Source organism: Serratia sp. ID 25-353 (genome assembly GCF_054792795.1).
In genome coordinates this window covers 2,157,622-2,182,408 of sequence record NZ_CM139236.1, presented here as the reverse complement: position 1 = coordinate 2,182,408, position 24,787 = coordinate 2,157,622, and the positions used below count along the sequence as shown (strand labels likewise).

Annotated in this window: 25 protein-coding genes; 13 read left to right on the top strand and 12 right to left on the bottom strand. The window is 58.7% G+C overall.

Annotation, left to right across the window (positions count from 1 at the left end; translation table 11 throughout):
• Positions 1 to 21 precede the first annotated feature (21 nt).
• Genes ACYF6X_RS10435 through ACYF6X_RS10415 form a run of 5 tightly spaced genes read right to left on the bottom strand, consistent with a single transcriptional unit; the run spans position 22 to position 6,041 of the window.
• A complete protein-coding gene (locus ACYF6X_RS10435) occupies positions 22 to 771 on the bottom strand; it encodes a fimbrial biogenesis chaperone (protein WP_063989574.1) in 750 nt (249 codons plus the stop codon).
• Positions 771 to 2,111: a fimbrial protein gene (locus tag ACYF6X_RS10430; RefSeq protein ID WP_063989575.1), complete on the bottom strand. Its 1,341-nt coding sequence runs from the start codon at positions 2,109 to 2,111 to the stop codon at positions 771 to 773. The genes ACYF6X_RS10435 and ACYF6X_RS10430 overlap by 1 nt, the downstream gene beginning before the upstream one ends.
• Before the next feature lie 29 nt (positions 2,112 to 2,140).
• A complete protein-coding gene (locus tag ACYF6X_RS10425; RefSeq protein WP_130017922.1) occupies positions 2,141 to 4,675 on the bottom strand; it encodes a fimbria/pilus outer membrane usher protein in 2,535 nt (844 codons plus the stop codon).
• A 20-nt stretch (positions 4,676 to 4,695) separates the two neighbouring features.
• A complete protein-coding gene (locus ACYF6X_RS10420) occupies positions 4,696 to 5,448 on the bottom strand; it encodes a fimbrial biogenesis chaperone (protein WP_242512543.1) in 753 nt (250 codons plus the stop codon).
• Positions 5,449 to 5,507: 59 nt separating this feature from the next.
• Positions 5,508 to 6,041, bottom strand: coding sequence for a fimbrial protein (locus tag ACYF6X_RS10415; RefSeq protein ID WP_063989578.1), 534 nt, complete (start codon positions 6,039 to 6,041; stop codon positions 5,508 to 5,510).
• 333 nt (positions 6,042 to 6,374) lie between these two features.
• Between ACYF6X_RS10415 and ACYF6X_RS10410 the strand changes: the two genes are divergently transcribed.
• Positions 6,375 to 7,100 carry a helix-turn-helix transcriptional regulator gene (locus ACYF6X_RS10410; protein ID WP_242512544.1) on the top strand — a complete coding sequence of 242 codons (726 nt, stop codon included), beginning with the start codon at positions 6,375 to 6,377 and terminating at the stop codon, positions 7,098 to 7,100.
• Between the two features lie 7 nt (positions 7,101 to 7,107).
• Here ACYF6X_RS10410 and ACYF6X_RS10405 read toward each other — a convergent pair whose 3' ends face one another.
• The gene (locus ACYF6X_RS10405; protein ID WP_242512545.1) at positions 7,108 to 7,578 is read right to left on the bottom strand and encodes a winged helix-turn-helix transcriptional regulator; all 471 of its coding nucleotides are present in this window, start codon (positions 7,576 to 7,578) and stop codon (positions 7,108 to 7,110) included.
• A 189-nt stretch (positions 7,579 to 7,767) separates the two neighbouring features.
• On the opposite strand from ACYF6X_RS10405, the gene ACYF6X_RS10400 reads away from it, so the two are divergent.
• Positions 7,768 to 8,193 (top strand): tautomerase family protein, encoded by a 426-nt coding sequence (locus ACYF6X_RS10400; protein ID WP_107226940.1) that lies wholly within the window; start codon positions 7,768 to 7,770, stop codon positions 8,191 to 8,193.
• Between the two features lie 114 nt (positions 8,194 to 8,307).
• Here ACYF6X_RS10400 and ACYF6X_RS10395 read toward each other — a convergent pair whose 3' ends face one another.
• On the bottom strand, positions 8,308 to 9,189 hold the full coding sequence (locus ACYF6X_RS10395) for a LysR family transcriptional regulator (RefSeq protein ID WP_130017924.1): 882 nt from the start codon (positions 9,187 to 9,189) through the stop codon (positions 8,308 to 8,310).
• 181 nt (positions 9,190 to 9,370) lie between these two features.
• On the opposite strand from ACYF6X_RS10395, the gene ACYF6X_RS10390 reads away from it, so the two are divergent.
• Complete coding sequence (locus tag ACYF6X_RS10390) at positions 9,371 to 10,315, top strand: amidohydrolase family protein (protein WP_130017925.1); 945 nt, start codon at positions 9,371 to 9,373, stop codon at positions 10,313 to 10,315.
• Between the two features lie 128 nt (positions 10,316 to 10,443).
• On the opposite strand, the gene ychF is transcribed toward ACYF6X_RS10390, so the two are convergent.
• On the bottom strand, positions 10,444 to 11,535 hold the full coding sequence (gene ychF, locus ACYF6X_RS10385; RefSeq protein WP_049211448.1) for a redox-regulated ATPase YchF: 1,092 nt from the start codon (positions 11,533 to 11,535) through the stop codon (positions 10,444 to 10,446).
• 334 nt (positions 11,536 to 11,869) lie between these two features.
• Between ychF and ACYF6X_RS10380 the strand changes: the two genes are divergently transcribed.
• Entirely contained in the window at positions 11,870 to 13,399 is a 1,530-nt protein-coding gene (locus ACYF6X_RS10380) for a SulP family inorganic anion transporter (RefSeq protein ID WP_107226939.1), read from the top strand.
• 37 nt (positions 13,400 to 13,436) lie between these two features.
• Here the strand turns inward: ACYF6X_RS10380 and pth are convergent, their stop codons facing one another.
• On the bottom strand, positions 13,437 to 14,027 hold the full coding sequence (pth, locus tag ACYF6X_RS10375) for an aminoacyl-tRNA hydrolase (protein ID WP_063989584.1): 591 nt from the start codon (positions 14,025 to 14,027) through the stop codon (positions 13,437 to 13,439).
• Between the two features lie 301 nt (positions 14,028 to 14,328).
• On the opposite strand from pth, the gene ychH reads away from it, so the two are divergent.
• Positions 14,329 to 14,607 carry a stress-induced protein YchH gene (gene ychH, locus ACYF6X_RS10370; protein WP_025302491.1) on the top strand — a complete coding sequence of 93 codons (279 nt, stop codon included), beginning with the start codon at positions 14,329 to 14,331 and terminating at the stop codon, positions 14,605 to 14,607.
• 185 nt (positions 14,608 to 14,792) lie between these two features.
• Here ychH and prs read toward each other — a convergent pair whose 3' ends face one another.
• The 3 genes from prs to lolB form a co-directional block, all read right to left on the bottom strand.
• A complete protein-coding gene (prs, locus tag ACYF6X_RS10365; protein ID WP_004941061.1) occupies positions 14,793 to 15,740 on the bottom strand; it encodes a ribose-phosphate diphosphokinase in 948 nt (315 codons plus the stop codon).
• 174 nt (positions 15,741 to 15,914) lie between these two features.
• Positions 15,915 to 16,781 carry a 4-(cytidine 5'-diphospho)-2-C-methyl-D-erythritol kinase gene (ispE, locus tag ACYF6X_RS10360; RefSeq protein ID WP_063989585.1) on the bottom strand — a complete coding sequence of 289 codons (867 nt, stop codon included), beginning with the start codon at positions 16,779 to 16,781 and terminating at the stop codon, positions 15,915 to 15,917.
• Positions 16,778 to 17,401: a lipoprotein insertase outer membrane protein LolB gene (gene lolB / locus ACYF6X_RS10355; RefSeq protein WP_063989586.1), complete on the bottom strand. Its 624-nt coding sequence runs from the start codon at positions 17,399 to 17,401 to the stop codon at positions 16,778 to 16,780. The genes ispE and lolB overlap by 4 nt, the downstream gene beginning before the upstream one ends.
• Positions 17,402 to 17,880: 479 nt before the next feature.
• Here lolB and ACYF6X_RS10350 point away from each other — a divergent pair, with 479 nt between their 5' ends.
• The 8 genes from ACYF6X_RS10350 to kdsA all read left to right on the top strand — a co-directional run bounded on the left by ACYF6X_RS10350 (position 17,881) and on the right by kdsA (position 24,752).
• Entirely contained in the window at positions 17,881 to 18,393 is a 513-nt protein-coding gene (locus ACYF6X_RS10350) for an acyltransferase family protein (RefSeq protein WP_165384380.1), read from the top strand.
• Positions 18,341 to 19,051, top strand: coding sequence for an acyltransferase family protein (locus ACYF6X_RS10345; protein ID WP_406880127.1), 711 nt, complete (start codon positions 18,341 to 18,343; stop codon positions 19,049 to 19,051). The genes ACYF6X_RS10350 and ACYF6X_RS10345 overlap by 53 nt, the downstream gene beginning before the upstream one ends.
• A gap of 326 nt (positions 19,052 to 19,377) precedes the next feature.
• Positions 19,378 to 20,640, top strand: a complete 1,263-nt coding sequence (gene hemA / locus ACYF6X_RS10340) for a glutamyl-tRNA reductase (protein ID WP_033638164.1) — start codon at positions 19,378 to 19,380, stop codon at positions 20,638 to 20,640.
• A 31-nt stretch (positions 20,641 to 20,671) separates the two neighbouring features.
• The gene (prfA, locus tag ACYF6X_RS10335) at positions 20,672 to 21,757 is read left to right on the top strand and encodes a peptide chain release factor 1 (RefSeq protein WP_063989587.1); all 1,086 of its coding nucleotides are present in this window, start codon (positions 20,672 to 20,674) and stop codon (positions 21,755 to 21,757) included.
• Positions 21,757 to 22,590, top strand: coding sequence for a peptide chain release factor N(5)-glutamine methyltransferase (gene prmC, locus ACYF6X_RS10330; RefSeq protein WP_107226936.1), 834 nt, complete (start codon positions 21,757 to 21,759; stop codon positions 22,588 to 22,590). The genes prfA and prmC overlap by 1 nt, the downstream gene beginning before the upstream one ends.
• Before the next feature lie 41 nt (positions 22,591 to 22,631).
• On the top strand, positions 22,632 to 23,033 hold the full coding sequence (locus tag ACYF6X_RS10325; RefSeq protein WP_170913124.1) for a SirB2 family protein: 402 nt from the start codon (positions 22,632 to 22,634) through the stop codon (positions 23,031 to 23,033).
• A complete protein-coding gene (gene sirB1, locus ACYF6X_RS10320; RefSeq protein WP_060424985.1) occupies positions 23,030 to 23,839 on the top strand; it encodes an invasion regulator SirB1 in 810 nt (269 codons plus the stop codon). Before ACYF6X_RS10325 ends, sirB1 begins: the two co-directional genes overlap by 4 nt.
• A 58-nt stretch (positions 23,840 to 23,897) precedes the next feature.
• On the top strand, positions 23,898 to 24,752 hold the full coding sequence (kdsA, locus tag ACYF6X_RS10315) for a 3-deoxy-8-phosphooctulonate synthase (protein ID WP_038872048.1): 855 nt from the start codon (positions 23,898 to 23,900) through the stop codon (positions 24,750 to 24,752).
• The last annotated feature ends 35 nt before the right edge of the window (positions 24,753 to 24,787 follow it).

Genomic DNA, 24,787 nt, shown 5'->3' with positions numbered 1-24,787 from the left:
AAAATGTGCTGCTTTTTATCGTTATGGGTTTGCTGTGTATGACTTGACGATCTGTTGGCCCTGGTCGTTGATGAGGGTGGCCTGAACGGTGACCTGTGAAGGGAGTGTCGGCGCCGTAACGCCGTCGAGGTGATAATCCCGCATGCTGAACGGCGCGGTCATCATGTCGCTTTCTTGCCGCACCGGGTAATCACGCCTGTCGGTATGCACGGCGATGCGGGCGAAGGAGAGATAAAACGCCGACCGGTTGTGACAGCGCAGCAGATAGCCGCCCGGTGATTGTTGCAGCGTGAACGAGACGGCCTCGGCTGCGTTTTCGGCTTTCCCCGTCAGCGCTTTGGGGCGGTAGAAGATTTTCATCTGCGTGTTCATCGCCAACGTCACGCGCGACGCCAGCGGCGGCGTGGTCGGCCGGTTGGGCGGGATCTCATACAGGTTAAGCCAGAACACCGACTCCCTGTCGGTGGGCAGGGCCGCGCCGGCAAACAGGATCCGCAGCCCTTTCAGCGCCGAAGGCGGCAGGGCGAATACGCTGGGCAGGGTGACAAACGGCGCGCGCGACAGCTCGGGGGCGGCGTTGACGTCGCCGTTATCGACCCAGGTTTGCGCCACGATCGGATAGCCGTTGGTGTTGAGCAGCATCAGGGTTTTTTCCGTGTCGCCCTCGCGGAAAATCACCCGGGTGGCGGAGGCGATGATGCCCGCCTGCGCGCCCATGGTCGCCAGCGCCAGCAGCAGGGCGCATCCCATCGTCAGATATTTCTTTCTCATCATTGCACCTTAACCCAGACGTAGGCCCTGGCGTCCACTTTGCCGGCGGTGACGGTTTGCCCGGGCAGCCGGGCGAGCGTGGCGGTGAGCTGGGTGGTGTAGTGGGTAAACCCTGCCGCGGTGCTGCCGCCGCCGCTGGCGCCATTGAGCACCGGGTACCAGCCGGCGTCATTACCTTGCGGGCATTGCCCGGCGCTGCAGCGCGCCCAGCCAACGAAATTCATCGGTGCGCCGTTGCCGGCGTTGGCGAGTGCGATGCCCACGCCGGTAGCGACGCTGCTGTCGGTGCCGTAGCCGCTGGAGAGCAGGTAGCTCACGCCGCCGTTGGCGCTGACCAGCCCGAGCTGCTGCGCCGCGACGTAGCTTTCATACGGCACCTGCAGGCCGAGGGCGGTATTGTTGCTGCTGACGCCGGACACGGCGGCGTTGTCGCATTCGATATTGAGGGTGAACTGCGCCTGTGAGGTTTGCCCGGCGGTCAACTGGCTGACGGATATGGTCGGCAGGATCACCAGCGGCGTGACGTTGCGCGCCACGCAGGTGGCGGTATAGGTCAATGAGGAGATCGGTGCGGTGCCCATGCCCATCGCGTTCCAGCGCCCGGTGCCCCAGGTGGCGTAGTTGGTGGCGGAGTCGCTGCCGATAGGATCCGAGGCGATGCCGGGCCCCTGAAAGGTGACATAGCCGTTCGGCTGCGTGCAGGTATAGTTCGAATTGCCGGTGGTCGAGGCCATGCCCACCAGCGGGTTGCCGGCGCTGTAGCCGCAGTAGTTGCTGGCACCCGCGCCCGGCAGCGAGCTGATGCGGATCAAATCGGCACGGATGGCGCTGAAGTCTTTCACCCGGATCTGAATTTTGCTGCCGACGGTGGCGTAGCGGGTAATCGGCGCCGACTGCCAGTAGCGGGTAAAAACCTTGCCGGAATCCAGATGGGTCAGGCGGATGCCGACGTAGGGGAAGTAGGTGGCGTAGTAGTTGGGGTTACCGTCCTGGGCGCCCAGATCGTAATAGCCACCGACGCGATCGTCGCCGTTGGTGGCGAAGACTTCATAGATCTGCCCCGCGTCGCCGGCGTCGCATTCATACAACACCTTGTTGGGATCGGGATAGCGCGTGCCGGACGTAAGATCGAACACGCTGGTGCCCAGCGGCGTGCCGACGGGCTGCAGGTAAGTGCTGGTCAGGTTAACCCGGCCCAGCGCCGTGCCCACCCCGCAGGGATCGCAACCGGAATCGATCCAGGGGGCGACCCGGGTGCATTGGGCCAGCGCGGCGGGCGCACCGAACAGCGACAGGGCGAGCAGCGCCAGGGCGGCGATCGGGTAAGCAATGCGTTTCATCGTCTCTCCTGAGAATAAGTGTGAACGGGCTAGCGGCACGGGGCGCTGAGCCGTTGAATCGGGCCGTCTTCCCCGGCGGGCAGGCGGTAATGCAACGTGCACTGCTGGCCGGGGGCGTCGCCCCAGTTCAGCGTCAGCGCACCGGCATTCCGGTCGCTGCGCAGATACACCTGATTGGCCTGGCCGACCATGCCTACGCTGTTGCCTGCGTTGTCCAACACGTTGGCGCCCATCGGGATCGGCGCGTTATCGGGCCGCTGCGCGGTGATCAGCAGCGCCTGGCCGCGCACGGTGTTGAAGTGCAGACGCACCGTAGCGCCGGCATAAGGAGCGACGCGCCGCTGGCCATCTTCCAGTTCCGCTTTGTCGTTCATGCCCTCGGGGTTCAGCGCGACGGTGTTGTAGTGATAGGGCACCAGCGACGGCGCCAGGGCGTAGCCGAAACGATCGACGCGCGCGCCCTGGCCGTCCATCACCCGTGCGCCGCTGGCGCCGGGCGCTTCGATCAGGGCGAAGGTATCGCCGACATACGGCCCTAATGTCACGCCGCCGCGGTGCGCCACCACGGCGCCCTGCAGCGACAGGGAGCCTTGTCGGTACTGGCGCGCGGTGGAGAACGAGCCGGTGACGTTGGCGTAAGGCAGACGGGTTTGCAGGTTGCCGCCCCAGATACTTTGTTGGCGATCGTCGTCGGTGGTGAAGTTCAGGCCGTAGCTGACCGGCTGTTCGTCGCCGACGCTGCCCGACAGCGCAGCCTGATAGTTGCCCCCCTGGCCCTGGCTGTGGTTGGCCAGCAGCGAGACGCTGGGGGCGGATGACGAACGGCCGAGCGGGAAGCTCAGCGACAGGGCGGTGACGGTCTGCGTGTTCTGCGCCAGCGGCGCGCTGTAGACATTATCCAGCGGCCCGTAGCCGCGGTAGTCGCCGTTGCTGTAGCCCAGGCTGCGGGTACGGGTGACGGAGAGGTTAAGCGCCACGCCGTTGCCGAAGGTTTTCCCCCAGCCCAGCTGGAGCTGATTGTCCCGGCCGCGCTGATCGCGGTAGTCCTGAGTCGAGCCGGACATCGTCAGGCTGCCGAACGCCCCCATCCCCTGATTGACGGCGACTTCGAAACGCGAACGCTGGCGGTAGGAGTCGGACTGCCAGTTTTGGCCGGTGACGGCGGCGCGCCGCACGCCGAGCACGTCGCTGAGATCGCGAAAGCCCTCGGTAGAGTAGCGGTAGCCGGCGATGGATAGCGTGGTATCCGTCGGGCTGAAGGTTCGGCTGTAAGAGAGGTGCAGCATCCAGCCGGAGGCGCCGCCGTCCGGCAGGCTGGCGTGGGAATAGGTGGTATCCATGCCGAAGGCGCCCAGCCAGCTGCTGTACACCCCGCCCAGCATCATCGCCTGGTAGCCGTCCGCCAGTTGGTTGCCGAGGTTGAAGGTCAGGGCGTTGGTCAGGCCGTGCTGCCAGGTCACTTCGCTGAACAGATCGTTGTCGCCGACGTAGCGGGAACGGCCGACGATCGCGGAGTAGCGCGACTGGCCGGGGCGGATGGATTCCGGCACCGCGGCGAACGGCACGGTGAAGGTGCTGACGCTGCCGTCGGCTTCCGTCACCACCACGGTGAGATCGCCGGCGTAGTTGGTGGCGTACAGATCGTTGATGGCGAACGGCCCCGGCGCGACGGTGGTTTCATACAGCGTGCTTTTGCCCTGCAGCACCGTCACGCGCGCGTTGCTTTTTGCCACGCCGCGCACCACCGGCGCATAGCCGCGCTGGGAATCCGGCAGCATGCGGTCGTCCGAACTGAGCTGAATGCCGCGAAAGCCCAGGCCGGAGAAGAAGTGCCCGTCGGTAAAACCTTCGCCCAACAGCATTTCGCTGCGCCAGGGCAAGATCGCGCGCTGCACGTAGCGGCGGCTGGTGTCCAGGTGGCCGCCGAACTCCCGATCGTAGCGGTAGCTGGACTGCTGGCGGTAGCGCCATAGCCCGAGGTTGAACCCGCCGTTCAGGTTGGCGTAGGTCGAGTCGAGATCGCGAGTTTGCCCCTGTCGGTAGCTGACGTGGTACTGGTTGAGGTTGTAATTGACGAAGGCCATCGATTCGCCGCTGTCCAGGCTGGCGGGATTGACGCTGCCGCGCGGCTGGCCGTTCAACAGTGCCTGCGGAATGCTGAGATCCAGCCGCAGCCGCGAAATATCGGCGTTCACCGCGATGTCCTTGAGATCCCGACCGGGCAGCAGGCATTCCGCTTCGGCGGCCGCCGGCGGATTTTTCAGCCCGAAGCGCGTCAGCTGCGGCCGATCGAAACAGGGCAGCACCTGCTTGCCTGCGCGCACGAAGCGAATTTGGTCGCGCTCGAGAAACTGGCCGTTGAGGTACAGATCGATCTGATAGCTGCCGGGAGCGACGGCGTCCTGCTGGTTGAACTGGCTCAGGGCGCTGTTGCTCAGCACGCTGCCGCGCAGCAGTGCGGGATCGAAGGTATAGCCGTCGGCGGCGGCGCAGCCCAGCGGCAGCGCCAGCAGCGCGCAACACCAGCATGCGGGCAGCGGCGTCGCCTTGCGGACATCGAACATGAAAATCTCCCTGTCTGGTGTCAGCGTGCGACGTTCAGGGTGCGTGTGATTTCCACCCCATAGTCATTGATGACGCGCAGTGCGACCTGCCGCACCTCCCCGTTCACCGGCCAACTGGCCTGTGAAAACGGCGGGATCAGGTCCGCCTGCGGGATGGCGATGCGCTTCGCGCCGCTCAGGATCGCGGCTTGGCTGACGTTGACGTAGTAGCCGGTCGGGTTGTCGACGCGCAGCGCGTTGCCGGCCTGGCGCAGGCTGAGCCGATCGATGACGTGGTTGGCGTCGCCGGCCAGCCCGGCGGGGCGATAGAACACCTTCAGCCGATTGGTGACCACCAGCAGCAGTTTGTTCTTGTCGCTGTCCGTCTGGCGCACGGCGGGCACCTGCAGGAAGTTGAGGTAGAACAGCGATTCGCGATCGCGCGGCAGCGGCTGGCCGACGAACGACAGTCGCACCATTTGCCCGCTGTGCGGATTCATGCGGAAGATTTGCGGCGAGGCGACAAAGGGCGCATCGGCGTTTTGCGGCGTGGATTTGGGGTTATTGATGTCGAGCCAGATCTGCATCAGCGCCGGGGTGCCGTCGTCGTTGGTGAACTGCAGCGTTTTTTCCCGCGCCTCGGCGGGGTAGATCACGCGGTTGCCGAGCAGCGTCACGCTGGCCGACGCGTGGGTAGCGGCAAAACTCATCAGGCAAAGCGACAGGGCGGCCCATCGACGGGCGGTGCGGGTTATCTGCGGCATAAACGTGAACCGATAAAGGGAGCGAGTCATTCAGCGCCGCCCGGCGAAGGGCGGCGCTGGCATCAACAGGTATGGCGCCTGACGCCGGCTTATTTGTAGCTAATGGCGAACTGTGCGGTGGCGATCACCGAACCGGCCGCCACGCCGGTGTCTTCCGCGTAGTAGCGGGCCACCAGGTTCTGCGAGGTGGAGGTGGCGTCTTTCGCCAGCGTCATCGCCGACGTGGTGACGGTCGAACCGCTGGCGAATGACAACGGCGTGGTGGCGTCGCTGTCCAGCAGTTGAATGGACACCTTGGCCGCATCGCCCGCATTGCCCAGGTTGCCGTTGGTGGTCGGGTTGTTGCCCGCCAGCACGGTTTTGATCGCCGTATCGCTGGTTGCGGCCGTACAGCCCGTGACGTTAACGGTAAACGTGGTGTCACCGGCGGTGGCGCCTTTAGTGGCGAGTTTGCTGGCGGCGACGGTTGGCAGCAGAACGACCGGATTGGATTGGTTACCGTTAATATTCACCGAGCAGGTTTGCGTGCTGACTTCGCCTTTAAATTGCACCGTATTGGACGAAGCGGCCGCACAGGCGCCGGAGAGAGCCAGCATGGATAATGCGACTAATTTAACATTCATGTGAAATGCCCTTTAATTTACTTTAGAGAAAAGCTTTCCTGACAGTAATAAATTACTGACGTGCGGTTGTGGGTTAATCATGTTGCGCAATTGTTTTTTAAACGCCTCGGCAAACATGGATTTTCATCCTAACAAACTAAGAATTTTCCCTATAGGTGTTTTGAATAAGGCAATAAGACGAGAAGGCCTGCTGTTACATTTATTTTCATTTGTGCTTATATCATACAAAATAGAAAATAGATCTATATCATTACGTTGCGATTTTATTGGGTTGCCAGATTTTGTGATTGAAATAATTTGAAACATTCATGCCTTTTTTGCGTATTAATCAACGTGCTGACGGATGTGCGATTATTTAAAAAACATGTTATCAATATGTTTTATATTGGTGTGCTTTGCAGGCAAATTACCCCAAAAAAGAGCAGCGACAAGCCGCCTGAGGTGTGGAAGCATGCTTTCATGCTGATAAGGAGAATTAAAGTGAGAGTGATTTATATCGACGGTTCACCGCTGTGCCGGTTGGGCATGAAAACATTATTGGGAGGTGGGGTGATAACCTTATCTTCGCCCAATATTAACATCGTTAAAAATATAAGCCCGGCGCCTGATTTAATTATCATGGATTTTCCCCATGAAATTTATCGGTTCGAAACCTATTTGAGGTTTATTGACCTTTGCCGCGCTGAATATAAAGACGTCCGGATACTGTTCTTCGTCGATAAGACTTCACCGCTGATCCTGGCGTTTATCGCTGCGGCGCAGCCGGATGCGATTTTGCACAAACGGGAAGCGCTGCAGGTGGTGCGGGAAACCTGCGCGGCGCTGGTCTACCGTGAGGAGGAAGGTGAACGGCACGTGGTGAACCGGCATCGGGCGGCGGCGATCACGCCTGGCGAGGCGGCGGTGCTGTGTGAAACCGCCCGCACCGAAGATATCCGCTTGACCGCGCGGCGGCTTAACCTGCACCCGAAAACCGTTTATTCGCACCTCAATAACGCCGGCAAAAAGTTCGGCATCCGCAATCGGGTCGAACTGCTGAAGATGATTGCGCTGTTGTAGTGCGCCGTTAGCGGGTTTTGCCGACGGCCAGCCGCCATCGCGTGATCTCATCGGCGCCGGGCCCGGCGGCCAGCGCCAGGTTTTGCGGCGGCAGCGGTTCGCCGGTCACGGCATCGATCACGCGCAGGGTGGCGGGGTGGCCGGTCGCGCGGTCAACCACGCGCAGCGGCGGCCCGGCCAGCTCGGACAGGTTCCATTTGTCGCCAATCTGAATCATCGCCATCACCAGCAGACCGAGATCTTTTCCCTTCTCCGTCGGCAGATACTCGTAGCGATCGGGGCGCGTCTGGTATTGCCGTTTTTCGATAAGGCCGTTGCCTTCCAGCGCTCTGAGCCGATCGGCCAACGTATTGTTGGTGATGCCGGTCGACTGGCGCAGATCGTCATAGCGCGAGAGCCCCAGCAACAGATCGCGCATGAGGATCGCACCCCAGCGATCGCCCAATGCCGACAGCACGTGGGCCACCGAACACGTCATGCCCTCAAACCCTTTTGCTTTCACGTTGCCTTACCTCTGCTTTCCGTCTGATTGCCGATAATTTTATCGCCTCGGCTTGATCACTTCAATGATTGGAGTTATTACTCTTATTATTAGAGTTTTGTTTGACACCGGCTGCCGGCCAGAACGATTGTCGATACCCCGCAGCTTTACCGAGGAGAGAACGCGATGCCACTGTGGCAGATTTACCACCCTGAACCGGCCTTCAGCGCCGCCGATAAACGCGCGCTTGCGCAGAAGGTCACCGCCCTGTACCAAGACTTTTTACCGCGCTTCTACGTCAACGTCTTCTTCCACGCGCTGCCACCCGGCGCGGCGTATCTCGGCGGCGAACCGGCCGATGACTTCGTGCGGGTGACCATCGACCATATCGCCCGCGCCATGGACAACGACGCGGAGCAGCAGCAATTCCTGGCGGCCTGCACCCGCATCCTGCAACCCTACCTCGCCGCGCGCGGGCTGCGCTGGGAGCTGCACGTGGACGAAACGCCGTTCTCGCTGTGGACTATCGAAGGCTTGAAGCCCCCGGTGCCGGGGACGGCGGCGGGGGAGAAATGGCGCAGCGAGAACCGGCCTTCGGTGTGGGAGGGGTAGCGGCGCTGACGGAATGCCCGATGCTTAAAAGCGACGATGAGCGCCGGTTTTTTATCTTCGCTTAAACAAAACCGGCATCACCGCGTGGGGGCTGCGAAGGTAACCCGGCAGGCATCATAGGCTGTGTTGTACATCTGATATGAATGCATTAACGATGGCGGATTTTTCATCCTTACGATAGATGAAAAAAACCTCAGTTGCGTTATCGACGGCGGGGATCGGCCTGTAGGTGATGTTGGGCAGTTTGATTGAGGATAGCGAAGAGGGAACGATGGCGATGCCAAGGCCGGAGGCCACCATGCCGAGCACGCTTAATGTGCTGTCTAACCGATAGGCTACCTTGATGTCTTCTTCAATAATGGCGTTCAGGATACGAAGCTGGCCATCGTCTCCGCTGTTTTCCGAGTAGATGATAAAGTCTCGCCCAGAGAGGTCTTCCTTTTTCAAGGCCTCTTTTTTCGCCAGATCGGAGTCTTCCTGAATCACGACGACCCAGTCAAATTTTTTTATGGGTATAAAGCCGAGCTCCGGTGGGATATTGAGATCCAGATTGGGGCAGTAGCTGACGTCGATATTTCCGTTGACGATCTCATCGATTTGTTTCCAGTATGACAGCTCTTTGGCGCGGAAGTTAACGCCGGGGTGCTCTGCTTTAAATCGATGAATATCGGCGGTGACTAATCCTGCCGCCACAGCATTGCCGACAAATCCGATGCGCACATTGCCATTCTCACCTTTCGCCGCCGCTTTGGTTTCGTCAAGCGTAATTTTTATTTTCTCATAAATATCCGGCGCGTTTTTTAAAAATACCTCTCCCACCTCAGTGAGTTCGACATTACGGTTGTTGCGAATAAAGAGTGGTGCACCAATCTCTTCTTCCAGCGCTTTTATCTGCATGCTGAAAGCCGACTGCGTAATATGAATGCGCTTGGCCGCTTTGCCAAAATGTTTTTCTTCAACGAGGGCCAGGAATGCCTGGATATGGCGAAAATTCATGGATTAGATTCCTGTATCAGTCGTTCAAAAAAATGAATTGGATATATGGTTTCCATGAAAATACCCTCTAATAGAGCTCACGTTAAAGTGTAGGTTATTTCTGAAATGCGGGCTAGTCAACAACACTCAGCGTGTTGCTATCTATTTCAACGATAAAATATATGCATAGTGGAGGCGCTAAATGAATTCATTAGCCAGAATCGACGTTCATACTCACCTGGTCCCGCCCTTTTGGGGCAGCGCGCTGCCGAACCACGGCGGCGATCCGTCCGGCTGGACCTTGCCAAAATGGACGGCGGACGACCATCTTCGCTATATGGACAAACAGCAAATAGCGACCAGCGTCCTATCGTTAACCGCGCCAAGCGTGGTTGGCTGGGAAGGTCAGGCTCGCCGCGATATGGCCAGGAAAGTCAATGAATATACGGCAGATCTGGTGGCGAAATACCCCACGCGGTTTGGTCACTTTGCGACCGTGCCGTTGCCGGACGTTGAGGGGGCGGTGCGTGAAGTTGAGTATGCACTGGATGTGCTGAAAGCCGATGGCGTGGTGTTATTAACCAATTATGAAGGGGTCTATTTAGGTGATAAAAAGTGGGCTCCGCTTTGGGCGGCGCTTAACCAACGCTCTGCCGTTGTTTTCATTCACCCTGGTCATCCCATCATGGATTTGCTGGATGGCGTTCCTGGTCCCTTGGTTGATTATCCGTTTGATACTACACGCAATGCCGTCCATATGGTGTTGAACGGCGTTATGGATAATTATCCTAACGTGAAAATTATTCTTTCGCATGCCGGCGGTTTCTTGCCTTATGCCGTTTTGCGTTTTACATTGCTGGCAGAGTCACTTAATCCAAATGGGCCGTCAGCTCAGGAATTGGACGGTAAATTTAAGCGCTTTTATTTTGATACCGCATTGTCTTCCGGCCCTAATGCATTCTCCAGCCTACTGGCGTTTGCGAATCATAATAATATTCTGTTCGGCAGCGATTATCCTTATGCGCCTGAGCCCGTCGCCGCTAAGTTTAATCATATTCTCGACGCCGAGACAAACCTGACCGATGCGCAGAAAGTAAACCTCAATCGGAATAACGGTCTCGCGCTTTTCCCGCGGTTAAATAAATAAAGGTTTCTGCTGGGATGATGCCGCATTGCTTTAAGCGCTGGCACGTTCCCTCCCGAAAATAAAAAATCCACGCCGAAGCGTGGATTTTTACGTTTCCGGCAGCTGAGAGAAACGCTGCGGGGAAGGGATTAGACGTTGAACAAGAAGTTCATCACGTCGCCGTCTTTGACGATGTAATCTTTACCTTCGGAACGCATTTTACCGGCTTCTTTGGCGCCTTGTTCACCCTTGTAGGTGATGAAGTCGTCGAAGGCGATGGTTTGCGCGCGGATAAAGCCTTTCTCGAAGTCGGTGTGGATCTTGCCGGCCGCCTGCGGGGCGGTGGCGCCGACCGGGATGGTCCAGGCGCGCACTTCTTTCACGCCGGCGGTGAAGTAGGTCTGCAGGTTCAGCAGTTCATAACCGGCGCGGATCACGCGGTTCAGGCCCGGCTCTTCCAGGCCCAGTTCGGCCATGAACTCGTCGCGATCTTCGTCTTCCAGCTCGGCGATGTCGGATTCCACGGCGGCGCATACGGCAACCACCACGGAGCCTTCGGCGTCGGCGATTTTACGCACGGTGTCCAGGTACGGGTTGTTCTCGAAGCCGTCTTCGTTGACGTTGGCGATGTACATGGTCGGCTTCAGGGTCAGGAAGCTCAGGTATTTGATCGCCGCTTTGTCTTCGTCGCTCAGATCCAGCGCGCGCAGCATGCCGGCGTTTTCCAGGTGCGGCAGGCATTTCTCCAGCGCCGCCAGCTCGGCTTTGGCGTCTTTGTCGCCGCCTTTGGCTTTCTTCTGCACGCGGTGGATAGCGCGCTCGCAGGTGTCCAGGTCAGACAGCGCCAGCTCGGTGTTGATCACGTCGATGTCTTCGGCCGGATCGACCTTGTTGTTGACGTGAATGATGTTGTCGTTCTCGAAGCAGCGCACCACGTGGCCGATGGCTTCGGTTTCGCGGATGTTGGTCAGGAACTGGTTGCCCAGGCCTTCACCCTTGGACGCGCCTTTCACCAGGCCGGCGATGTCGACGAATTCCATGGTGGTTGGCAGAATGCGCTGCGGCTTGACGATCTCGGCCAGCTTATCCAGACGCGGATCGGGCATCGGCACCACACCGGTGTTCGGTTCAATGGTGCAGAACGGGAAGTTGGCTGCTTCAATGCCCGCTTTGGTCAACGCGTTGAACAGGGTGGATTTGCCTACGTTGGGCAGGCCGACGATACCGCATTTGAATCCCATGTTGTAATCACCTTAAATATCTTAACTATCAGCCGGTTAGATTTAATCGACTGCATAAAGGGCAAAATAATGCCGCCATTATACACGTAATGGGCGTTTATCTCGATCAGACTTGTTTGGCCGGGGCGAGCGCTGCGCCGGCGACCGGTTTTTGATTGAGATTTGGATCACATTTACCCATACTGGCTGTTCCGTTCAACCGACAGGAACCGCACCGGATGTATTTCTTGCCTACGCCACCCTGAGCTGTACCCGCCTGCAGTCTGCCGCGCCTTGCGGTACCCCATACCCGCTACGCGGGGAGATGATGTCATCTGTCATAAGTGAATAATGCATGTTTAACCTGAGTAACGTCAGGATCGCGGACGTTAAAAATGAAGTCCTGGCGGGCTTTGTGGTGGCGGTTTCGATGATCCCCGAGGCGGTCGGCTTTTCGCTGGTCGCCGGTCTTTCGCCGATCGTCGGTTTGCATACCGCGTTTATTATCGGCCTGGTCACGGCGCTGTTCGGCGGCAAGCCGGGCATGGTTTCCGGCGCCGCCGGCTCCATTGTGGTGGTGCTGATGAGCCTGGCGGCGCAGTACGGCATGGGCTACGTGCTGTGGGCCACGCTGTTTGCCGGGGGGATCCAAATCCTGATCGGCGCCTTTCGGTTGGGCAAGTTCATTCGTCTGGTGCCGCTGCCGGCGATCCACGGCTTCGTCAATGGTCTGGCGATCGTCATCATGCTGGCGCAATTGAAGATGATCGCCGGGCAGGGGCCGCTGATGTACGGCCTGGTGGCGCTGGCGATTGCGGTGGTGGTGCTGTTCCCGCGCCTGACCAAAGCCATTCCGTCTTCGCTGGCGGCGCTGCTGGTGGTTTCGGCGTTGGCGATCGGTCTCAATCTGCACACGCTGCGGGTGGGCGATCTAGCGGACATTTCCGGCGCGCTGCCGCACTTCAGCCTGCCGACGGCGCCGTTTACCCTGGAGATGGTGCGGGTGGTGCTGCCCTATGCGGTGGTGATCGCCCTGGTCGGTTTGATTGAATCGCTGCTGACCATGACGGTGCTGGATGAAATGGGCGGCAAGAAGGGGAACGGCAACCGCGAGAGCATCGCGCAGGGCGCCGGTAACGCGGTATGCGGCCTGTTCGGCTGCTTCGCCGGCTGCGCGATGATCGGCCAGTCGATCATCAACTTCACCTCGGGCGGGCGCGGGCGCCTCTCCGGCACGGTGGGCGCCATCCTGCTGATTCTGTTTGTGGTCAGCCTGTCGCGCTATATCGGCCTGCTGCCGGTGGCGGCGCTGGCCGGGGTGATGCTGGTGGTGTGTTACAACACCTTCGAGTGGAGTTCGCTGCGCCGTTTGCGCCGTATGCCGAAGGCGGACGCGCTGGTGATGGTCGCCGTCACGCTGATCACCATCTTTACCGATCTGGCGGTGGCGGTGATCAGCGGGGTGATTATCTCGGCGCTGGTGTTCGCTTGGCAGCAGGCGCGCATCCGCGTGCGTCAGCGTCAGGTAACGAGCGACGTGGCGGTGTATCGGCTCGATGGCCCGCTGTTCTTCGGCTCTGCCGCCGCTTTCGCCGAGCTGTTCGACCCGCAGAGCGATCCGCAGAACGTGGTGCTGGATTTTGCCGGCACCCGGGTGATGGATTCCAGCGGCGTAGAGGCGATCGATAAGCTGACGGCGCGTTACCTGGCGGCGGGAAAAAGCATTCGCCTGCGCCACCTGAGCGGTGACTGCGTGCGTTTACTTAAGCGCGCCGGGCCGTTCTGCAGCCATGAGCTGGACGATCCGCAATATTACGTGGCGGAAGAGGGGTTCGCCGCCGATGACCGCCGCGTGAGCGAGGAGACCTTCAACCCGCGCGGCTAGAAGCAGGCAGCGGGCAGGGCGCCCGCTGCGGCAAGGTTCAGGCCTGCGCCTTGAAGCTGTGCAGGCGCTGAACGGTTTTTTCCAGCCCGTCCTTCATCAGCATCTCGGTGCAGCGCAGCGACTCGTCGATCGCTTCGTCAATCATCTTCTGCTCGCTGACCGGCGGTTTGCCGAGCACGAAGCCCACTACCTTGTTCTTGTCACCCGGATGGCCGATGCCGATGCGCAGGCGGTAGAAGTTCGGGTTGTTGCCGAACTTGTTCTGGATGTCTTTCAGGCCGTTGTGGCCGCCGTTGCCGCCGCCGAGCTTGATTTTGGCCACGCCGGGCGGCAGATCCAGCTCGTCGTGCGCCACCAGGATCTCGTTCGGTTCGATGCGGTAGAAGTTGGCCATCGCCAGCACCGCTTTGCCGCTCAGGTTCATGAAGGTGGTCGGCACCAGCAGGCGCACGTCGTTGCCCGCGAGGTTCAAACGGGCGGTATAGCCGAAGAACTTGCTCTCTTCTTTCAACTGCTGATTGTGGCGCTGGGCCAGCAGATCGACGTACCAGGCGCCGGCGTTGTGGCGCGTCTGGGCGTATTCCGCGCCCGGGTTGGCCAGGCCGACTATCAATTTAATACTGCTCACTGGGAGATTCGCTATGATCAGGGTAATGGAAAGGGCGTTAGTTTACCTGCCGGGGCGGCGAATGACAAAACCCGATCTCCGCCGTCGCCCTCGGTAAGAAAGACGAATGATTCATTAGCTGAATAATTCAATTTGTCCGCTAATTTTCAGCGGCGTGTTAAGAAGTGTCAATAATTCTTTACCATTTGTGATCGCCTCCGCAATCCCCTTGCCGCAACAAGGACTATACTTAACTTATCAAAGTGGGTTAACAAGTTGCAGCGTTATCCCGGTTGGCACATGGCAATCATGGAGGTGGCATATGAAACGTAGAAGCGCGGACAGAATGGGCAACTTTTTTATGGGGCTGGGGTTGGTCGTGATGATCGGCGGCGTCGGATACTCCATTATTGCTGAAGTATCCCAGTTCAATTTACCGCAATTTTTCGCCCACGGCGCCATCATGAGTATCTTCGTCGGCGCGCTGTTGTGGCTGGTGGGCGCGCGTATCGGCGGCCGCGAGCAGGTGGCGGATCGCTACTGGTGGGTAAAACACTTTGATAAACGGTGCCGCAACGACCAACATCGTTCGTCGCATTGATTAAAAAATCAGAAGGGAAGCGGGAGCAGGGCAAGGGAATATCTGCCGTGCATTAAGGTTTGAGGTCATGTTGGACTACGAGTAGAAAACCCGTTGTTGCTCACGCACCAACGGGTTTTTCTTTTTCTGCTGTCGGGCTCGCTATCTTTCCGGCATGGTGGGCGCCGCACCGGAAAGACGACGAATCAATGCTCGAACATCGCAGAGATCGACTCTTCGTTGCTGATGCGGCGGATGGCTTCAGCCAGCATGCCGGACAGGGTCAGAGTGCGAACGTTTTTCAGTGCCTTGATTTCCGGCGACAGCGGAATGGTGTCGCAGACGATCACTTCATCAATCACCGAGTTCTTGATGTTGTCCACGGCGTTGCCGGAGAAGATCGGGTGCGTCGCGTAGGCGAATACGCGCTTGGCACCGCGTTCTTTCAACGCTTCAGCCGCTTTACACAAGGTACCGCCGGTGTCGATCATGTCGTCGACCAGCACGCAGTCGCGGCCTGCCACGTCACCGATGATGTGCATCACCTGAGAAACGTTCGCGCGCGGGCGGCGTTTGTCGATGATGGCCATGTCGGTGTCGTTCAGCAGTTTGGCGATGGCGCGGGCACGCACTACGCCGCCGATGTCCGGGGAAACCACGATCGGGTTTTCCAGGTTCTGCTGCAGCATGTCTTCCAGCAGGATCGGGCTGCCGAACACGTTGTCTACCGGTACGTCGAAGAAGCCTTGAATCTGCTCAGCATGCAGATCCACCGTCAGAACGCGGTCAACCCCTACGCTGGAGAGGAAATCGGCAACCACCTTGGCGGTGATCGGCACACGCGCGGAACGCACACGGCGATCCTGGCGGGCATAGCCGAAGTAAGGGATAACGGCGGTAATACGACCTGCGGAGGCGCGACGCAGGGCGTCGACCATCACAACCAGTTCCATCAGGTTGTCGTTGGTCGGAGCACAGGTGGACTGGATGATGAAAATATCACCGCCGCGTACATTTTCGTTGATTTGCACGCTCACTTCGCCGTCGCTAAAACGACCTACAGCGGCGTCACCAAGGCTGGTGTACAAACGGTTGGCAATACGTTGTGCTAGTTCCGGGGTGGCGTTACCAGCAAAAAGCTTCATATCAGGCACGAGAAGAACCTCAGGCTTGCGTCCAGAGAAGATATTGTCATACGGCATCGCCAAGGGGCAGTCGGCGACGCCGGCGCAATATACATACGGGTATGTAAAACTAAAATTGAGACCGCAGGCAGCGCAGGGATAACAGGGCCAGGTGTGCATGACCCTGCGCAGCGAAACGTTGAGCTACGACTCAAACCGCCCGGAACGAATGCGATGTAGTGGGGAGACGTTAACGCCGCGCGCTACAAAACCACACAACCACTCCGGGGCTTGATTTAACACCTGACGGGCGGCGATTTCTGTGTCGAATTCAGCAAACACACAAGCACCTGTGCCAGTCAGGCGTGACGGGGCGTATTCTAACAGCCATGAAAGAAGCTGTTCAACCTCGCGAAAACGTTTTCTTGCGATCGGTTCGCAATCATTTGCGTACGGTGCCTGCAACAGCTCACTTAAGGAGCGAACCGGGGTGTCTCTTTTCAACTCGGGGTCGCCGAAGATAACCGGCGTTGGGATGCCGACGCCGGGATGCGCCACCAGATACCACTTTTCCTGCGGCTCGGCCGGCTGCAGGCGCTCGCCGATGCCTTCGGCGAAGGCGGCGTGGCCGCGCACGAACACCGGCACGTCGGCGCCGAGGCTGAGCCCCAGCTCGGCCAGTTGGTCGTCGCCAAGACCGCAGCGCCACAGTTCGTTGAGCGCCACCAGCACGGTGGCGGCGTTGGAGGAGCCACCGCCCAAGCCGCCGCCCATCGGCAGGCGCTTGTCGATGCTGATGTCGGCGCCGCGCGGTGCGGTCTGCAGGCCGCGTACATCGCAATAGCGCTGCAGCAAGCGGGCGGCGCGCACGATCAGGTTCTGCTCGTCCGGCACGCCGTCGACCGGCGTCAGCAGATGAATGCGGTCGTCCTGGCGCGGGTCAATGGTCAGGGTGTCGCCGTAGTCCAAAAACTGGAACAGCGTCTGCAGCAGGTGATAGCCGTCTTCACGACGGCCGGTGATGTACAGAAACAGGTTGAGTTTCGCGGGGGAGGGCCACTGGCGGATCATTTGAGCGTCCAGTTGTCCATTTTCAGCTTGATGCGCTGGTCGCCCTGCTGCAGCTCCAGGCGGTTCGGCAGCGTCGGCTGCACCTCGTTGCTGTAGCCCTGGTAATCCACTTTCCAGGTCTGTCCGCCTTGCTGGTAGGTCAGCTTGCTCAGGCGATATCGGTCATCCAACGCAAAATCGCTGGCTTCGCCCGGCAGGCCGAGCATCCATTGGCGCAGGTTGTTCAGCGGGATCGCCATGCCGGTCAGTTTGCGGATCATCTCTTCCGGATTGTCGCTGACGTAGCGTTTTCCCTGGTTGTCGGTCAACTGCACCACGTTTTTCTGCACGTTGAGATCCATTTCCGTGCTGCCCAGCGGGTTGGTCAACAGCAGACGGTAGCGCTCCGGCGAGAACTGCTGCCAGAAGAAGCGGGCGTAGACTTTTTTCTGATCAGACAAGTAGGCGAAGGAGCCGCGGGTCTGATAGGTGCTGAGCTGCTGCACCGCCTGCTCATGGGCGCGCCACTGCGGTGAGGTCGGGCTGGTGGCCGGGCCGGTCGGCTTGGTGGTGGTACAGGCGGCCAGCACCAGGCTGGCCAGCGGGATCAGACGGAGCAAACTAACTTTGCGTATTGGCATAACTTTCTCTTGTCCTTTTGTCCTTGCGGGCATGCGCGACGAAACCCGGATTCAGCGCTCACGCTAACGGGGCGGCGGCGGCGCGTCAATGTCTACTAAGACTAGTAAGGATACGTAATGTTGTTAGGATAACGCCAGACCCGCAGTTTAACTTTCACAATGCTGCATATATTGAGCTATTTCCGAACGATATCTGAGACATGGGCATTGGCTCGCGGGGTATTGGGGATATTCTGAAATTTCATATAGCGTTGATAACTGGCGAGTATGCATCGTGATGCGAGCAGACTGCAGAAGAAGGCAGTATTTACCTATCTCTTACTAACGTCGTCTTTCTAAAGCAGAAAATGACAGAAAAGGTGGGTGGGGGCCGTTAGAAATCTCACCTTTTTAACAGGGTGTGTGAATGGGTAACTGATTGCAAAATACTAAAAAAATGCTACCATTTTAAACCTTTAGTGCATCATAGAGACTCTTTTGTGAATACATTACCCAGCCAGAAGGCCGCAAAGCTTAAATGTCTTGATTCTGTCAGGGGAATTGCCAGTCTGGCGGTTGTACTTTCCCATTTATCATTGATTTATTTTATATATCTGCATAATTTTTCTGGTGGGGCGATTCCTGACGCTTATCCTGTTCAAAAATACTTGCATGATTCTTTTTTTGGTTTCTTTTATTCTGGCAGTTCGGCGGTGTTCGTTTTCTTTGTCATGAGCGGAATCGTGCTGTCGCGAAGTATCGAAAAGAAAAGTGATGAATATTATTTGATAACTTCCTTTACGCGATATTTCAGGCTGGCCATTCCGGCTACGTTTTCTTGTTTATTGATGCTTCTGGTTTTGTTGTTTATCTCTGAGGGGACGCGAGAGTTTCCCGGTGTGTCGGCATGGCTCGATCCTTTCCTCATCAGTGACCCCTCTTTGATTGGTGCATTTACCTATGGTGCTCTGGGATCTTTCATCGGTGGTTCCGTTTGGGATGGATATATATAACCCCGTGCTTTGGACGATGAAAATTGAGTTAATTGGCTCATTATTCATCTATATGGCCTGCATCGTTTACAAAAGAAGCAAGTGGCAATCATTGTCTCTGTTCCTGCTGGCATCATTGGCTATAGTACCTTTTAGTATCCCCATTGCATTAGGGATGATATGTTTCTTCTTTGGATTTGTTTACTCGGCCTTTAATATTACCTATAAGAATAATTACGTTGGTCTTGTGCTCCTTATCATTGGGTTGTATTTTGCCGGCGTCCACAACGATAGCGTAAGCTATAGTTGGGTAACCAAATTCCTTGGCTATCGTTCGTATATGTTCCTCAATTTTCTCTCAGGCATATTTATTGTCTACGGCGTGTTGACCAGCCATTCTCTTAGTCGGATGTTGGAAAATAAGGGGTTGGTTTATTTGGGTAAGCTCTCGTTCCCCATTTATATCATCCACATTCCCGTGATCATTTTGACGATCTATTTGACCCAAGGCTTTGCGACGGCGTCCGTCGCCAGTATGCTGAGCGTTTCGGCTATCGCGATCGCCGCCACTTTGCTGCTCGCGCGGTTTGTGGTGCCGGTAGATGATTTTTCCATCAGCTTCTCGAAGCGCGTGTATAACAAAATCATCGGGTTGCGAATGGTCAGGAGAACTGAGTAATCCACGACGTGCGTCGGGCCGCTGTGCTGGGGGCTCGACTGTCGCCCTGTCGAACGTATTTTTAATCCCGCACAGCGGAGTTTTTAGTTCATAATTTGGCTATGACGTGCCGTTCTGTCTGCAATTCGCGCGGCGTCCCCAGACGATCAGCGAACGTAAAGCGTTCGCTATTCTGACAACGTTATGAATTTATTGATTTTCATTGATTGATTTCATTGATGGCAACGATTGAACGGAAGATGCGGTTGTTACTTTTATTGATCCCGCGCATCAAGTAGAATGCCGTTCAACGAGAACCCGTACCAAGATAAGTATTACTCGAAGCAATGACCCTGCTGGCGTTAGGTATAAATCACAAAACCGCTCCGGTTTCTCTGCGTGAAAGGGTGACCTTCTCGCCAGAGTCCATCGATGAGGCGTTGACCAGCTTGCTCCAACAACCGTTGGTGCAGGGCGGCGTCGTGTTGTCCACCTGCAACCGCACCGAGCTGTACCTCAGCGTAGAGCAGCAGGAACACATGCACGAACAACTGGTCGCCTGGCTGTGCGCCTACCACAACCTGCGCCCGGAAGAGGTGAAGAAAAGCCTTTACTGGCATCAGGGCAACGACGCGGTCAGCCATCTGATGCGCGTGGCCAGCGGGTTGGATTCACTGGTACTGGGTGAACCGCAGATCCTCGGCCAGGTGAAAAAGGCCTTCGCCGAGTCTCAACGCGGCCAGTCGCTGTCCGGCGAGCTGGAGCGGCTGTTCCAGAAATCCTTCTCCGTCGCCAAGCGTGTGCGTACCGAAACCGACATCGGCGCCAGCGCGGTCTCCGTGGCCTTCGCCGCCTGTACCCTGGCGCGCCAGATCTTCGAATCGCTGGCCGATCTCAACGTCTTGCTGGTGGGCGCCGGTGAAACCATCGAGCTGGTGGCGCGTCACCTGCGCGAACACAAAGTGCGGCACATGATCATCGCCAACCGCACCCGCGAGCGCGCACAGCTGCTGGCGGACGAGGTCGGCGCGGAAGTGATCACCCTGCCGGAGATCGACGAACGCCTGGCGGACGCCGACATCATCATCAGCTCCACCGCCAGCCCGCTGCCGATCATCGGCAAGGGGATGGTGGAGCGTGCGCTGAAGGCGCGCCGCAACCAGCCGATGCTGCTGGTGGATATCGCCGTACCGCGCGACATCGAGCCGGAGGTCGGCAAACTGGCCAACGCCTATCTGTACAGCGTGGACGATCTGCACGCCATCATTCAAAGCAACCTGGCGCAGCGCAAAGCGGCGGCGGTGCAGGCGGAGTCGATCGTGCAGCAGGAAAGCACCAACTTCATGGCCTGGTTGCGCTCGCAGGGCGCGGTGGAAACCATCCGCGACTACCGTTCGCAGGCCGACCAAATTCGCGCAGAGATGGAGGCCAAAGCGCTGGCCGCTATCGCGCAGGGCGCCAACGTGGAGCAGGTTATTCACGAGCTGGCCCATAAACTGACCAACCGTCTTATTCATGCCCCCACCAAATCCCTCCAGCAGGCCGCCGGCGACGGCGACGTGGAGCGGTTGCAGTTATTACGCGACAGCCTCGGGCTGGATCAGCATTAGTTTTCTCTATTAACAGGGTTTATTACCACGCATGAAGCCTTCTATTGTTGCCAAACTGGAAGCGTTACAAGAGCGCCATGAAGAAGTGCAGGCGCTGCTCGGCGATGCCGGCGTCATCGCCGACCAAGACCGGTTCCGCGCGCTGTCGCGAGAATACGCGCAGCTGACCGACGTCAGCCGCTGCTTCCTGGAATGGCGTCAGGTGCAGGAGGATCTGGAGACGGCGGAAATGATGCTGGACGATCCGGAAATGCGCGAGATGGCGCAGGACGAGCTGAAACAGGCGCGGGCGGCCAGCGAAGAACTGGAGCAGCAGCTGCAGGTGTTGCTGCTGCCGAAAGATCCGGACGATGAGCGCAGCTGCTTCCTCGAAGTGCGCGCCGGCACCGGCGGCGATGAGGCGGCGATCTTCGCCGGCGATCTGTTCCGCATGTACAGCCGCTATGCGGAAAGCCGCCGCTGGCGGGTCGAGGTGATGAGCGCCAACGAAGGCGAGCACGGCGGCTTTAAAGAAGTGATCGCCAAAGTCTCCGGCGACGGTGTATACGGTCAGCTGAAGTTTGAATCCGGCGGCCACCGCGTGCAGCGCGTGCCGGAAACCGAATCCCAGGGGCGCATCCACACCTCCGCCTGCACCGTGGCGGTGATGCCGGAAGTGCCGGAAGCCGAGCTGCCGGACATCAACCCGGGCGATCTGAAAATCGACACCTTCCGCTCCTCCGGCGCCGGCGGCCAGCACGTTAACACCACCGACTCGGCGATCCGCATCACCCACCTGCCGACCGGCATCGTGGTGGAGTGCCAGGACGAACGTTCACAGCACAAAAACAAAGCCAAGGCGATGTCGGTGCTGGGCGCGCGCATTCGCGCCGCCGAGATGGCCAAACGCCAGCAGGCCGAGGCGTCCACTCGCCGCAACCTGCTGGGCAGCGGCGATCGTTCTGACCGTAACCGCACCTACAACTTCCCGCAGGGGCGGGTGACCGACCACCGCATCAACCTGACGCTCTACCGCCTGGACGAGGTGATGGAAGGCAAACTGGACATGCTGATCCAGCCGATCGTGCAGGAGTATCAGGCCGATCAGCTGGCTGCGCTGTCCGCCGAGCAAGAGTGATGGACTATCAACACTGGCTGAAAGCCGCCGCCGCGCGTTTGACCCACAGCGACAGCGCCCGGCGCGACGCGGAAATCCTGTTGGGTTTCGTGACCGGCAAGGCCAGAACCTTCCTGATGGCGTTCGGGGAAACCCTGCTGACGCCGCCGCAGCAACAGCAGCTGGAGACGCTGCTGGCGCGCCGCGAACGCGGTGAGCCGGTGGCCTATCTGGTGGGTGAGCGCGAGTTTTGGTCGCTGCCGCTGTCGGTCTCGCCCGCAACGCTAATCCCACGCCCGGATACCGAATGCCTGGTGGAACTGGCGCTGGCGCGTCTGCCGCCGCAACCCTGCCACTTCCTCGACCTCGGCACCGGCACCGGCGCCATCGCGCTGGCGCTGGCCAGCGAGCGCCCGGATTGTTCAGCGATCGGCGTCGATGTGCAGCCGGAGGCGGTCGCGCTGGCGCAGCACAATGCGCGCAAGCTGAATATCGACAACGTCCGATTTTTACAGGGCAGCTGGTTTGCGCCGGTGGCGGGGCAACGCTTCGCGCTGATCGCCAGCAATCCGCCCTATATCGACGCCGCCGATCCGCATTTGTCGCAGGGTGACGTGCGCTTCGAGCCGGGCAGCGCGCTGGTCGCCGCCGATCATGGGCTGGCGGATCTGGCCGCCATCGTGCGCCAGGCGCCGCACCATTTGCAGCCCCAGGGTTGGCTGCTGTTGGAACATGGCTGGCAGCAGGGCGAGAGCGTGCGCGCGTTGCTGCAGGCCGCCGGATTTTCCGCTGTCGCCACCCACCGTGATTACGGCGACAACGACCGCGTGACGCTCGGCCAATGGCCGGGATAAGCGCCCCTCATAATAACGACGCCCGGGCCATTTAAGGGAGCATCATGACTGCATACACCGCGTTGAAACATTTCCATTTGCTGACGGTCGCCATCAGTATTACCTTGTTTGTGCTGCGTTTCTACTGGCAGTGGCGCCGCTCGCCGATCATGGGCCGCCGCTGGGTCAAGGTCGCGCCGCACCTGAACGACACGCTGCTGTTCGTCAGCGGCATCGCGCTGGTGGTGACGTTCGGGTTTTATCCGCTGCTGGGTATGGACTCATGGCTGACCGAGAAGCTGTTTGGCGTTATTATCTATATCCTGCTTGGCTACGTCGCATTGGGCAAGAAGACCAAAAGTCAGCGGCTGCGAACCGTGGCGTTCGTGCTGGCGTTGGGCTGTCTGTATCTGATAATTAAACTTGCCACGACGAAAATACCGTTTCTGATGGGATACCTATGAGTAGCATTGCTGATTTTGAATTTAACGCCTCGCCGCTGAGCGAAGGGGTGATCCTGGTGTCGCAGTCGGTGCGGCGCGATTTTCCCGCTGCCGACGTGGAGCGCAAGCTGCAACAGCTGGTAGACGAAGCGCGCGCGGCGGTGCCGGTCGATATCACTCAGGAGCAGCAACTGGATGCGCTCATCGAGCTGTTCTACAAGACCTGGGGATTCGGCGGCGCCAGCGGCGTTTACCGCCTGTCGGACGCCATCTGGCTGGACAAGGTGCTGGAAGGGCGGCAGGGCACGCCGGTCTCGCTGGGCACCATTTTCCTGCACATCGCCAACGCGCTGGATCTGCCGCTGTTGCCGGTGATTTTCCCCACTCAGCTGATCCTGCGCGCCGACTGGCTGGACGAAGAGCTGTGGCTGATCAACCCGCTGAACGGCGAAACTCTGAGCGAACACCAGCTGGAAGTGTGGATCAAGGGCAATCTGGGGCTGGGCGCCGAGCTGGAAGACGACGATCTCGATGAGTCGGAGAACATCATGGTGGTGCGCAAGATGCTCGATACGCTGAAGGCCGCCCTGATGGAAGAAAAACAGCTGGAAATGGCGCTGCGCACCAGCGAAACGGTGCTGTGCTTCGATCCGGAAGACCCGTACGAGATCCGCGACCGCGGGCTGATTTACGCCCAGCTGGAGTGCAACCATATCGCGATTTCCGACCTCAACTATTTTGTCGAGCAGTGTCCTGAAGACCCGGTCAGCGAAGTGATCAAAGTACAGATCCACTCGATTGAGCCGAAACAGGTGACACTGCATTAATTCAATGACTCCGTGCAGTTTTCAAGGCGACGGTTACAACCTTAACAAAGGCGAAAGCATGAAACAGAAAGTGGTTAGCATTGGCGATATCGACGTAGCAAACGATCTGCCGTTTGTGCTGTTTGGCGGTATGAACGTGCTGGAATCGCGCGATCTGGCGATGAGCATCTGCGAACACTACGTCACCGTGACGCAAAAACTGGGCATCCCTTACGTATTCAAAGCCTCTTTCGACAAGGCCAACCGTTCTTCCATCCACTCGTACCGCGGTCCGGGCCTGGAAGAAGGGATGAAGATCTTCGAAGAGCTGAAAAAAACCTTCGGCGTGAAAATCATCACCGACGTGCATGAAGCGGCGCAGGCGCAGCCGGTTTCCGAAGTGGTTGACGTGATCCAGCTGCCGGCCTTCCTGGCGCGCCAGACCGATCTGGTGGAAGCGATGGCGAAAACCGGCGCGGTGATCAACGTCAAGAAGCCGCAGTTCGTCAGCCCGGGGCAGATGGGCAACATCGTCGACAAGTTCAAAGAGGGCGGCAACGACCAGGTGATCCTGTGCGATCGCGGCAGCAACTTTGGCTATGACAACCTGGTGGTCGACATGCTGGGCATCAACGTGATGAAAAACGTGACCGGCGGCCATCCGGTGATCTTCGACGTGACCCACGCGCTGCAGACACGCGATCCGTTCGGCGCCGCGTCCGGCGGCCGCCGCGCTCAGGTGGCCGAGCTGGCGCGCGCCGGTATGGCGGTTGGCCTGGCCGGCCTGTTCCTCGAAGCGCACCCGGATCCGAAAAACGCCAAGTGCGACGGCCCGTCCGCGCTGCCGTTGGACAAGCTGGAGCCGTTCCTGGCGCAGATGAAAGCCATCGATGACCTGGTGAAGAGCTTCCCGGAGCTGGATACCAGCAACTAAGCGCTCATCGCCATAAAAAAAAGCCCGACTCGTCG